Genomic DNA, 11,634 nt, shown 5'->3' on the forward strand with positions numbered 1-11,634 from the left:
GCGTGCACCTCAAGGCCCTGACCCTCCGCGGCTTCAAGTCGTTCGCCTCGGCGACCACGCTCCGGTTCGAGCCGGGGATCACGTGCGTCGTCGGACCGAACGGCTCGGGCAAGTCCAACGTCGTGGACGCGCTCAGCTGGGTCATGGGCGAGCAGGGCGCCAAGTCGCTGCGCGGCGGCAAGATGGAGGACGTCATCTTCGCCGGCACCACCGGCCGCCCGCCGCTGGGCCGCGCCGAGGTGTCGCTGACCATCGACAACTCCGACGGTGCCCTGCCCATCGAGTACGCCGAGGTCACCATCACGCGGATCATGTTCCGCAACGGCGGCAGCGAGTACCAGATCAACGGCGACACCTGCCGGCTGCTCGACATCCAGGAACTGCTCTCCGACTCCGGCATCGGCCGCGAGATGCACGTCATCGTCGGCCAGGGCCAGCTCGACTCCGTGCTGCACGCCGACCCGATGGGCCGCCGCGCCTTCATCGAGGAGGCCGCCGGCGTCCTCAAGCACCGCAAGCGCAAGGAGAAGGCGCTGCGCAAGCTGGACGCGATGCAGGCCAACCTCGCGCGCGTGCAGGACCTCACCGAGGAGCTGCGGCGCCAGCTCAAGCCGCTGGGCCGCCAGGCCGCCGTCGCCCGCCGGGCCGCCGTCATCCAGGCCGACCTGCGCGACGCCCGGCTGCGCCTCCTCGCCGACGACCTCGTACGGCTGCGGCAGGCGCTGAGCGCCGAGGTCGCGGACGAGGCCGCGCTCAAGGCCCGCAAGGAGTCCGCCGAGCAGGAGCTGAGGAAGGCGCTCCAGCGGGAGGCGGCCCTGGAGGACGAGGTGCGCAGGCTCGCGCCGCGCCTCCAGCGGGCCCAGCAGACCTGGTACGAGCTGTCCCAGCTCGCCGAACGGGTGCGCGGCACGATCTCGCTGGCCGACGCCCGGGTGAAGAGCGCCACGTCCGCGCCGCCCGAGGAGCGCCGGGGCCGCGACCCCGAGGACATGGAGCGGGAGGCCGCCCGCATCCGCGAGCAGGAGGCCGAGCTGGAGGCGGCCCTGGAGGCGGCCGAGCGCGCCCTGGAGGACACGGTCGAGCACCGCGCCGAACTGGAGCGTGAGCTGGCCGTCGAGGAGCGCCGCCTGAAGGACGTCGCCCGCGCCATCGCCGACCGCCGCGAGGGCCTCGCCCGGCTGAACGGCCAGGTCAACGCCGCCCGCTCACGAGCCGCCTCCGCGCAGGCCGAGATCGACCGGCTGGCCGCAGCCCGCGACGAGGCACAGGAGCGGGCCGTCGCCGCCCAGGAGGAGTACGAGGCCCTGAAGGCCGAGGTAGACGGCCTGGACGCCGGTGACGCCGAGCTCGGCGAGCGGCACGAGGCTGCGAAGCGAGAGCTCGCCGAGGCGGAGGCCGGGCTCACGGCCGCCCGCGAGGCCGTCACCGCCGCCGAACGCCGCCGCGCCGCGACCCAGGCCCGCCACGAGGCCCTGGCCATGGGCCTGCGCCGCAAGGACGGCACCGGTGCCCTGCTGGGCGCGCGGGACCGCCTGACCGGTCTGCTCGGACCGGCGGCGGAGCTGCTGACCGTGGCCCCGGGACACGAGGTGGCGCTCGCCGCCGCCTTCGGGTCCGCGGCGGACGCGGTCGCGGTGACGTCCCCGGCCGCCGCCGCCGAGGCGATCCGCCTGCTGCGCAAACAGGACGGAGGCCGCGCCTCGCTCCTGCCGGCCGGCGACCCCGCCCCCGCACCGGAGCCGGCCCCCGCGCCCGCCGGACGCCTCGCCGCCGATCTCGTCACCGGACCCGCCGAGCTCATGCCCGCCGTACGCCGCCTGCTGCGGGGGATCGTCGTCGTCGGCACCCTGGAGGACGCCGAGGACCTCGTCTACGCCCACCCCGAGCTGACGGCGGTCACCGCCGAGGGCGATCTCCTCGGCGCCCACTTCGCGCACGGCGGCTCCGCCGGTGCGCCCAGCCTGCTGGAGGTGCAGGCGTCCGTCGACGAGGCCGCCGCCGAACTGGACGAGCTGGCCGTGCGCTGCGAGGAGCTGACCGAGGCGCAGCACGCGGCCGCCGAACGGCGCCGGGAGTGCGCCGCGCTCGTCGAGGAGCTGGGGGAGCGGCGCCGGGCCGCCGACCGGGAGAAGTCGGCCGTCGCCCAGCAGCTCGGCCGGCTCGCCGGGCAGGCTCGCGGTGCCGCCGGGGAGGCCGAGCGGTCCGTGGCCGCCGCCGCCCGCGCCCAGGAGGCGCTCGACAAGGCGCTCCAGGACGTCGAGGAGCTGGCGGAACGGCTCGCCGTCGCCGAGGAGATGCCGGTCGAGGAGGAACCGGACACCTCGGTGCGCGACCGGCTCGCCGCCGACGGCGCCAACGCCCGCCAGACCGAGATGGAGGCCCGCCTCCAGGTCCGTACGCACGAGGAACGCGTCAAGGGGCTCGCCGGACGGGCCGACTCGCTGGACCGGGCCGCCCGCGCCGAACGCGAGGCACGCGCGCGTGCCGAGCAGCGGCGGGCCCGGCTGCGGCACGAGGCCGCCGTCGCCGAGGCCGTCGCGTCCGGCGCCCGGCAGCTCCTCGCCCACGTCGAGGTCTCGCTGGGCCGCGCCGAGCGGGAGCGCGCCGCCGCCGAGGCCGCCAAGGCGCGGCGCGAGCAGGAGCTGGCGGCCGCCCGCACCGAGGGCCGGGACCTCAAGGCGGAGCTGGACAAGCTCACCGACTCCGTACACCGGGGCGAGGTCCTGGGCGCCGAGAAGCGGATGCGGATCGAGCAGCTGGAGACCAAGGCCCTGGAGGAGCTGGGCGTGGAGCCGGCCGGGCTGGTCTCGGAGTACGGCCCCGACCAGCTCGTACCGCCGTCGCTGCCCGCCGAGGGGGAGCAGCTGCCGGAGGACCCCGACCATCCGCGCAACCGGCCCAAGCCGTTCGTGCGCGCCGAGCAGGAGAAGCGGCTCAAGGCCGCCGAGCGCGCCTACCAGCAGCTCGGCAAGGTCAACCCGCTCGCGCTGGAGGAGTTCGCGGCGCTGGAGGAGCGGCACCAGTTCCTCAGCGAGCAGCTGGAGGACCTGCGCAAGACCCGCGCGGACCTGCTCCAGGTGGTCAAGGAGGTCGACGAGCGCGTCGAGCAGGTCTTCACCGAGGCGTACCGGGACACCGCGCGCGAGTTCGAGGGCGTCTTCAGCCGGCTCTTCCCGGGCGGCGAGGGACGACTGGTCCTCACCGACCCCGACAACATGCTCACCACCGGCGTCGACGTCGAGGCCCGGCCGCCCGGCAAGAAGGTCAAGCGGCTGTCCCTGCTGTCCGGCGGCGAGCGCTCCCTGACGGCGGTCGCCCTGCTGGTGTCGATCTTCAAGGCCCGGCCGAGCCCGTTCTACGTCATGGACGAGGTCGAGGCCGCCCTCGACGACACCAACCTCCAGCGGCTGATCCGGATCATGCAGGAGCTGCAGGAGGCCTCCCAGCTCATCGTGATCACGCACCAGAAGCGCACGATGGAGGTCGCCGACGCGCTGTACGGCGTCTCCATGCAGGGCGACGGTGTGTCGAAGGTCATCAGCCAGCGCCTGCGCTGAGCGCCCCCCACCCGACGGGCGGCCCGGTGCTGCCGTCGTTCACCTTCAACTCTTCAAGAAATGAACACATCGCGTTCGCGAGTGGTCTTCGAAGTCACACTCCTCGCCCTATTGACTTCGGAACTTGAAGGCATAGGGTCACCAGCGTTGCTTTTTCCTTCAGGTATCACGGCCTGAAGGGGCTGACCCCCCATCCGGCAGCGTTGCCGAGGGCCCGAGGAGTTACACGTGACCAGCACTACGCAGGCGCAGCCCGCACGAGCCAGAACGGCTCACCCCGAACATCTCGGGCACGTCGTCTTCATCACCGCCGCGGCCGCCATGGGCGGCTTCCTCTTCGGCTACGACAGCTCCGTCATCAACGGGGCCAACGGCGGCATCCAGGCCCGGTTCGACCTCAGCTCCGGCGTCACCGGGACCGTCGCCGCCAGCGCCCTGCTCGGCAGCGCCCTGGGCGCCGCGATCGCCGGCCGCATAGCCGACCGCATCGGCCGTATCCGCGTCATGCAGATCGCGGCGGTGCTGTTCGCCGTGAGCGCCGTCGGGTCCGCGCTGCCCTTCGCCGCCTGGGACCTCGCCGCCTGGCGTGTGCTCGGCGGTATCGCCATCGGTATGGCGTCCGTCATCGGCCCGGCCTACATCGCCGAGGTCGCCCCGCCCGCTTACCGCGGCCGGCTCGCCTCGTTCCAGCAGGCCGCCATCGTCATCGGCATCGCCGTCTCCCAGCTCGTCAACTGGGCCATCCTCAACATGGCCGACGGCGCCGAGCGCGGTCAGGTCGCCGGCCTCGAGGCCTGGCAGTGGATGCTCGGCGTGATGCTGGTGCCCGCCCTCGTCTACGGGCTGCTCTCCTTCGCCATCCCCGAGTCCCCGCGCTACCTGATCAGCGTCGGCCGTATCGCCGACGCCAAGAAGGTCCTCGCGGACGTCGAGGGCGACATCGACCTGGACGGCCGCGTCACCGAGATCGACCAGGCCATGCGCAGCGACCACAAGTCGACGTTCCGGGACCTGCTGGGCGGCCGCTTCGGCCTGCTGCCGATCGTGTGGATCGGTATCGGCCTGTCCGTCTTCCAGCAGCTGGTCGGCATCAACGTCATCTTCTACTACTCGAACCTGCTGTGGCAGTCCGTCGGCGTCGACCCGTCGAGCTCGTTCTTCTACTCGTTCGAGACCTCGATCATCAACATCCTCGGCACCGTGATCGCGATGATCTTCGTCGACCGTCTCGGCCGGAAGCCGCTCGCCCTCATCGGCTCCGTCGGCATGGGCGTCTCCCTCGCGGCGGCAGCCTGGGCGTTCTCCTTCCAGCACGGCAACGACCCGCTGCCCACCGCGCAGGGCTATGTGGCGCTGATCGCCGCCAACGCGTTCGTCCTGTTCTTCGCCCTGTCCTGGGGTGTGGTCGTCTGGGTCATGCTCGGCGAGGTCTTCCCGAACAAGATCCGCGCCGCCGCCCTGGGTGTGGCCGCCTCGGCCCAGTGGATCGCCAACTGGCTGATCACGATCACCTTCCCGGACCTGGCGGACTGGAACCTGTCGCTCACCTACGTCATGTACGCGGTGTTCGCCTTCCTCTCCATCCCCTTCATCCTCAAGTTCGTGCCCGAGACCAAGGGCAAGAAGCTCGAGGACATGGGCTGACCGCCCCCGACCCGGGGGGAAGGGCCAAGTCCCCGCTGCCCCTCTCCCCGTGACCCGCCGCCGCCCCGGCTCGGCCACTGCCCGAGCCGGGGCGGCGCCGTCGTGTCCGCCCCGCTCAGTCGCCGAGGGCGGGCAGCACCCGCAGGGCAGGGTGAGGCTGCGCCACCCCTCCTTCGGCGGCCCGGCGCGCGGCGGCCTTCGAGGAGCCGCCGACCAGCAGCAGCGGGTGGGGCTCGGTGAGCGGGCGCGGGGTGATCCGGACCGTACGGCCCCGGTACGCGAAGGGCTCGCCGGTCCATGCCCGCAGCAGCGTTCTCCAGCAGCTCCTCCTGGAGCCGGCCGCGCCGCTTCCACTCCACGTCGAAACGCACGACCGTGACGGGCTGGGGTCCCCCCCTTCGCCGGGCGGGTGGCACGGCGGACCTCAGCTGACGATGTGTCAGGTATCCATAGGGGTGTCGCGGCACTCCATGGCCGATACTGGTCGGGTTATGGACATCGTCATCCTTGCTGTAGTCATCGCCGTGGTCGTGCTCGGCGCGATCAGCGGGCTCGTCATCGGCACCCGCCGTAAGAAGCAGCTGCCCCCGCCGCCGCCCGCCGCCCCCGACATCACCGCCCCACCGGCCGAGCCGCACGTCGGCGACGAGGCCGAGACACCGCGCGACGAAGAGCGCCGGACCATAGAGGAGGTGGATCTCCCGGGCGGCGGAGCGACGGCCGTCGAGGAACCGCCCGTCGTCGAGGAGCTCCCGCCGACCGCGATCGAGGTGCCGGAACCGACCGCCGGCCGCCTGGTCCGGCTGCGCACCCGGCTCTCCCGCTCCCAGAACGCCCTCGGCAAGGGGCTGCTCACGCTCCTGTCCCGCGAGCACCTGGACGAGGACACCTGGGAGGAGATCGAGGACACCCTGCTCACCGCCGACGTCGGCGTGGCCCCCACCCAGGAGCTGGTCGACGGCCTGCGCGAGCGCGTCAAGGTGCTCGGCACCCGCACCCCCGAGGAGCTGCGCGGCCTGCTGCGCGAGGAACTGCTCAAGCTCGTCGGCACCGACATGGACCGCACGGTCCACACCGAGCCCGAGGCGAGCAAGCCCGGCATCGTGATGGTCGTCGGCGTCAACGGTACCGGCAAGACCACCACCACCGGCAAGCTCGCCCGCGTCCTCGTGGCCGACGGCCGCAGCGTGGTCCTCGGCGCCGCCGACACCTTCCGGGCCGCCGCCGCCGACCAGCTCCAGACCTGGGGCGAGCGCGTCGGCGCCTACACCGTGCGCGGACCCGAGGGCGGCGACCCCGCCTCCGTGGCCTTCGACGCGGTGAAGGAGGGCAAGGAGATGGGCTCCGACGTCGTCCTCATCGACACCGCAGGGCGCCTGCACACCAAGACCGGCCTCATGGACGAGCTCGGCAAGGTCAAGCGCGTCGTGGAGAAGCACGCGCCGCTCGACGAGGTGCTGCTCGTGCTCGACGCCACCACCGGGCAGAACGGCCTCGTGCAGGCCCGTGTCTTCGCCGAGGTCGTCGACATCACCGGCATCGTGCTCACCAAGCTCGACGGCACCGCCAAGGGCGGCATCGTCATCGCCGTCCAGCGCGAGCTGGGCGTCCCGGTCAAGCTGATCGGGCTCGGCGAGGGCGCCGACGACCTGGCGCCGTTCGAGCCCGAGGCGTTCGTCGACGCCCTGATCGGGGAGTGACCTCACCGGCCGCGCCCCGTCGCGCCGCGCGAAGAAGCGCCCGCCACCCAAGGTGCAGTTGGGGGCGGGCGCTTCGCTGTACGCGCTCTACGCGCGTGAGCGGTGGGCCACGTAGGCCAGCGTGCCGAGGAGCAGGCGCGCCGCCGGCGGCTTCGTCGCCGTGTCCAGGGAGGGCGGCCGCAGCCAGCGGGCGGGGCCCAGGCCGCCCCGGTCGGAGGGGGGCGCGGTCACATGGGCGCCGGGGCCGAGGCCGTGCAGGTCGAGGTGCGTGCGGTCGTCCCAGCCCATGCGGTACAGCAGGTCGTGCAGCTCGGCGGCGGCGCCCGGGGCGACCAGGAACTGGGCGCGGCCGCCGGGGGTGGCGACGACCGGGCCGAGGGGGAGGCCCATGCGCTCCAGCCGGGTCAGCGCCCGGCGGCCGGCCGGCTCGGCCACCTCGATCACGTCGAACGTCCGCCCGACCGGGAGCAGCACCGAGGCGCCGGGGTACTCCGACCACGCCTTGCTGACCTCGTCGAGCGTGGCGCCGGCCGGGATGACGGGGGCGAAATCCAGAGGGTGCGCGCCGGGGGCCTCGCAGCCGGAGCGGCCGCAGGAGCAGACGCCGCCCGTGGCCCGCGTGCCGGGCACCACGTCCCAGCCCCACAGTCCGGTGAACTCGGCCACGGTGGTGCACTCCGGGGAGCGGCCGCGCCGACGCGCGCCGGATCGGATCTCCCGGATACCGCCGATCGTGAAGCCCATGCCCCCTCCAACGGGTCCAGCACGCCGCTGGTTACGGCGTGAAAGCGGATCGTGACCCTCTGTGTTCTCAAGGTGTCCGGATACCCCGGGCGCCGCGTCGTCCATTGCGGCGCACTGGAGTGTGCAGGGTGGTGGAGCGCGTGACACGCGCCCCTGAGTGCTCCGCTCCGCCTACTTCCGGCCGTCCTATGTCAAGTGAATCGCGTTGCGGCGTCCGTGAGTTCATTCGAAGGGGTGGCGAATGGTGGCGATTCTGCGAACGCCATGGCTGCGCCCGTGATCGTAGGATTACCGTGTGTGCACGGAGCCTCGGGGCACATGCACTTGTGGGTATGCCGCGGGCAAGTCGGCTTTCCGTTCGAAGGGTGACAACTGCCGGACGAGCGACGGTGTTTACCGGCATTCTGATAGGGCTTGGCGCACTCGGTGGCAAGTGGTCCAAGGGATGGGGGCGTTCCAGTGAGCGGCAACGGCGGAAGCGGTACGAGTGCCACCGGCGCGTCGCACACGGACAAGCGCCCGAACGACCTCCTCTCGTCCTGGTTCGTGCGCAGCGGCTGGTCCAAGGGTGAGCTGGCCCGCCAAGTGAACCGCCGGGCCCGCCAGTTGGGCGCCAACCACATCTCGACCGACACCTCCCGCGTCCGCCGCTGGCTGGACGGGGAGAATCCTCGCGAGCCGATCCCGAGGATCCTGTCCGAGCTCTTCTCCGAGCGGTTCGGCTGTGTCGTCTCCGTCGAGGACCTCGGCCTGCGCACGGCCCGCCAGTCACCGTCCGTGTCCGGCGTCGACCTGCCCTGGACCGGCCCCCAGACGGTCGCCCTGCTCAGCGAGTTCTCGCGCAGCGACCTCATGCTCGCCCGGCGCGGCTTCCTCGGGAGCTCGCTCGCCCTGTCCGCCGGCCCGGCGCTGATCGAGCCGATGCAGCGCTGGCTGGTCCCGGCCCCGGCCGCCGAGCGCGAGTCCCGGGCCGTGCCGTCCTCCCGGGCCCGCGGCCGCCTGTCCAAGCCCGAGCTGGACCTGCTGCAGTCCACCACGGTGATGTTCCGGCAGTGGGACGCCCAGTGCGGGGGCGGCCTGCGCCGCAAGGCCGTCGTCGGGCAGCTGCACGAGGTGACCGACCTCCTCCAGGAGCCCCAGCCCGAAGCCACCACCCGCAAGCTGTTCAAAGTCGCCGCCGAGCTGGCCGAGCTGGCCGGCTGGATGTCGTACGACGTCGGGCTCCAGCCCACCGCGCAGAAGTACTTCGTCCTCGCGCTGCACGCCGCCAAGGAGGCCGGTGACCGGCCGCTCGGCTCGTACGTCCTGTCCAGCATGAGCCGTCAGATGATCCACCTCGGCCGGCCCGACGACGCCCTGGAGCTGATCCACCTCGCGCAGTACGGCAGCCGGGACTGCGCGAGCCCCCGCACCCAGTCGATGCTGTATGCGATGGAGGCCCGCGCCTACGCCAACATGGGCCAGCCCGGCAAGTGCAAGCGGGCCGTCCGTATGGCCGAGGACACCTTCGCCGAGGCCGACGAATGGGACGAGCCGGACCCCGACTGGATCCGCTTCTTCTCCGAGGCCGAGCTGTACGGGGAGAACTCCCACTCCTTCCGCGACCTGGCCTATGTCGCCGGCCGCAGCCCCGCCTACGCCTCCCTCGCCGAGCCCGTGATGCGCCGGGCCGTGGACCTGTTCGCCCAGGACAGCGAGCACCAGCGGTCCTACGCGCTGAACCTGATCGGCATGGCCACCGTGCACCTGCTGCGGCGCGAGCCCGAGCAGAGCGTCGGCTACGCCGAGCACGCCATGCGGATCGCCAAGAAGGTCCGCTCCGAGCGTGTGAACACTCGTATCCGAAAGACGGTCGACACGGCCGTACGCGACTTCGGGGAACTGGCCGAGGTCGTGGACCTGACCGAGAAGCTCGCCGTGGAGCTGCCCGAGACCGCGGAGGCGGTCTGACCACGCGCGTGTGCCCAGGGCACCCCTGACCCCGGCCGCGGCCGGCCCTCCCGAACTGCCCGACTCGGCTCCCCCATGCCAGGTCATCGGAAGGCCGACCGCGGCCGGTTTGCATCCCTCCACGAAGGTTGCGCCACGATAACGATCCGGCGGACCCGGATCCGGCAGTTCATCGACGCGTAACACGCGGAGTGCCTTCGTCACGGCGGCGAAACAACGAGGGGCTTCCACCGAAACCGCGCTGCGCCAATCTCTTGGCCCATAACCGGCCCACCCCTCACTCCGCTCAGGCTTCGCCCGCACGGGGCCGCCGTACCTATGACGAGGAGACGCCGATGGCATCAGCCATCACGCTTGCGGCAGACGCTCCCGAGTTGTCCGCCGCCAACACAGGTTTCATGCTCATCTGTTCCGCCCTGGTGATGCTCATGACCCCGGGCCTGGCCTTCTTCTACGGGGGCATGGTCCGCGTCAAGAGCACGCTGAACATGCTGATGATGAGCTTCATCAGCCTGGGGATCGTCACCATCCTGTGGGTGCTGTACGGCTTCTCCCTGGCGTTCGGCACCGACTCCGGCAGCCTCATCGGCTGGTCCTCCGACTTCGTCGGGCTCAGCGGGATCGGGCTGACCGAGCTCTGGGACGGCACGACCATCCCGGTGTACGTCTTCGCCGTCTTCCAGCTGATGTTCGCCGTCCTCACGCCCGCCCTGATCAGCGGTGCCCTCGCGGACCGCGTGAAGTTCACCGCCTGGGCCCTGTTCATCACGCTGTGGGTCACGGTCGTGTACTTCCCGGTCGCCCACTGGGTCTGGGGCTCCGGCGGCTGGGCCTTCGACCTCGGCGTGATCGACTTCGCCGGCGGTACGGCCGTCCACATCAACGCGGGTGCCGCGGCGCTCGGCGTGATCCTGGTCATCGGCAAGCGCGTCGGCTTCAAGAAGGACCCGATGCGCCCGCACAGCCTGCCGCTGGTCATGCTCGGCGCCGCCCTGCTGTGGTTCGGCTGGTTCGGCTTCAACGCCGGCTCGTGGCTCGGCAACGACGACGGCGTCGGCGCGCTGATGTTCGTCAACACGCAGGTCGCCACCGGTGCCGCCGTCCTCGGCTGGCTCGCCTACGAGAAGATCCGCCACGGCGCGTTCACCACCCTCGGTGCCGCCTCCGGCGCGGTCGCCGGCCTCGTCGCGATCACCCCGGCGGGTGGCGCGGTCTCCCCGCTCGGCGCCATCGCCGTCGGTCTCATCGCCGGTGTCCTGTGCGCCATGGCGGTCGGCCTCAAGTACAAGTTCGGCTACGACGACTCCCTCGACGTGGTCGGCGTCCACCTCGTCGGCGGTGTCATCGGCTCCCTGCTGATCGGCTTCTTCGCCACCGGCGGCGGCCAGTCCGACGTGGCCGGCCTCTTCTACGGCGGCGGCCTCGACCAGTTCTGGAAGCAGTGCGCCGGTGTCTTCGGTGTCCTCGCCTACTCGCTGATCGCCTCCGCGGTCCTCGCCTTCCTGCTCGACAAGACGATCGGGATGCGCGTCTCCGAGGACGAGGAGATCGCCGGCATCGACCAGGCCGAGCACGCCGAGACCGCATACGACTTCAGCGGTGCCGGTGGCGGCGCCGCCCGTACCGCCGCGACCCCGGCCCCGGTCGCCGCGGCCGAGAGCAAGAAGGTGGACGCATGAAGCTCATCACCGCCGTCGTCAAGCCCCACCGGCTCGACGAGATCAAGGAAGCCCTCCAGGCCTTCGGAGTACACGGCCTGACGGTCACCGAGGCCAGCGGTTACGGTCGTCAGCGGGGCCACACCGAGGTCTACCGCGGTGCCGAGTACACCGTCGACCTGGTGCCGAAGATCCGTATCGAGGTCCTGGCCGAGGACGACGACGCCGAGCAGCTGATCGACGTCATCGTCAAGGCGGCCCGCACGGGCAAGATCGGTGACGGCAAGGTCTGGTCCCTGCCGGTCGAGACGGCCGTACGGGTCAGGACCGGCGAGCGCGGCCCCGACGCGCTCTGATCAGCGGAAGAACAGGAGCTGCCGG

General features: G+C 71.9%; 7 protein-coding genes and 1 pseudogene. 6 read left to right on the top strand and 2 right to left on the bottom strand.

All coding sequences use genetic code 11. The features are described from left to right. Positions 1-2 precede the first annotated feature (2 nt). Together smc and F8R89_RS25205 are read left to right on the top strand one after the other, a co-directional pair. Positions 3-3,557 (top strand): chromosome segregation protein SMC, encoded by a 3,555-nt coding sequence (smc, locus tag F8R89_RS25200; RefSeq protein WP_151786074.1) that lies wholly within the window; start codon positions 3-5, stop codon positions 3,555-3,557. Positions 3,558-3,785: 228 nt separating this feature from the next. Then, complete coding sequence (locus F8R89_RS25205) at positions 3,786-5,201, top strand: sugar porter family MFS transporter (RefSeq protein ID WP_151786075.1); 1,416 nt, start codon at positions 3,786-3,788, stop codon at positions 5,199-5,201. 163 nt (positions 5,202-5,364) lie between these two features. Here F8R89_RS25205 and F8R89_RS25210 read toward each other — a convergent pair. Beyond that, a pseudogene (locus F8R89_RS25210) lies at positions 5,365-5,569 on the bottom strand (LLM class flavin-dependent oxidoreductase); the annotation flags it as partial. 123 nt (positions 5,570-5,692) lie between these two features. On the opposite strand from F8R89_RS25210, the gene ftsY reads away from it, so the two are divergent. Continuing rightward, positions 5,693-6,901 carry a signal recognition particle-docking protein FtsY gene (ftsY, locus tag F8R89_RS25215; protein WP_151786076.1) on the top strand — a complete coding sequence of 403 codons (1,209 nt, stop codon included), beginning with the start codon at positions 5,693-5,695 and terminating at the stop codon, positions 6,899-6,901. 87 nt (positions 6,902-6,988) lie between these two features. On the opposite strand, the gene F8R89_RS25220 is transcribed toward ftsY, so the two are convergent. Further along, positions 6,989-7,645 carry a bifunctional DNA primase/polymerase gene (locus F8R89_RS25220; RefSeq protein WP_151786077.1) on the bottom strand — a complete coding sequence of 219 codons (657 nt, stop codon included), beginning with the start codon at positions 7,643-7,645 and terminating at the stop codon, positions 6,989-6,991. Positions 7,646-8,104: 459 nt separating this feature from the next. On the opposite strand from F8R89_RS25220, the gene F8R89_RS25225 reads away from it, so the two are divergent. From F8R89_RS25225 to F8R89_RS25235, 3 genes are all read left to right on the top strand, one after another. After that, a complete protein-coding gene (locus tag F8R89_RS25225) occupies positions 8,105-9,595 on the top strand; it encodes a hypothetical protein (RefSeq protein WP_151786078.1) in 1,491 nt (496 codons plus the stop codon). A gap of 335 nt (positions 9,596-9,930) precedes the next feature. Continuing rightward, the gene (locus tag F8R89_RS25230) at positions 9,931-11,274 is read left to right on the top strand and encodes an ammonium transporter (RefSeq protein ID WP_151786079.1); all 1,344 of its coding nucleotides are present in this window, start codon (positions 9,931-9,933) and stop codon (positions 11,272-11,274) included. Next, entirely contained in the window at positions 11,271-11,609 is a 339-nt protein-coding gene (locus F8R89_RS25235) for a P-II family nitrogen regulator (protein ID WP_003997576.1), read from the top strand. The genes F8R89_RS25230 and F8R89_RS25235 overlap by 4 nt, the downstream gene beginning before the upstream one ends. Positions 11,610-11,634 lie beyond the last annotated feature (25 nt).

The organism is Streptomyces sp. SS1-1, from assembly GCF_008973465.1.
In the GTDB taxonomy this organism is placed as follows: Bacteria; Actinomycetota; Actinomycetes; order Streptomycetales; family Streptomycetaceae; genus Streptomyces.

Excerpts from the sequence above, each read along its gene's own strand:
- ftsY (WP_151786076.1), top strand. The coding sequence starts at position 5,693 with ATGGACATCGTCATCCTTGCTGTAGTCATCGCCGTGGTCGTGCTCGGC.
- F8R89_RS25220 (WP_151786077.1), bottom strand. The coding sequence starts at position 7,645 with ATGGGCTTCACGATCGGCGGTATCCGGGAGATCCGATCCGGCGCGCGT.
- F8R89_RS25230 (WP_151786079.1), top strand. The coding sequence starts at position 9,931 with ATGGCATCAGCCATCACGCTTGCGGCAGACGCTCCCGAGTTGTCCGCC.
- F8R89_RS25235 (WP_003997576.1), top strand. The coding sequence starts at position 11,271 with ATGAAGCTCATCACCGCCGTCGTCAAGCCCCACCGGCTCGACGAGATC.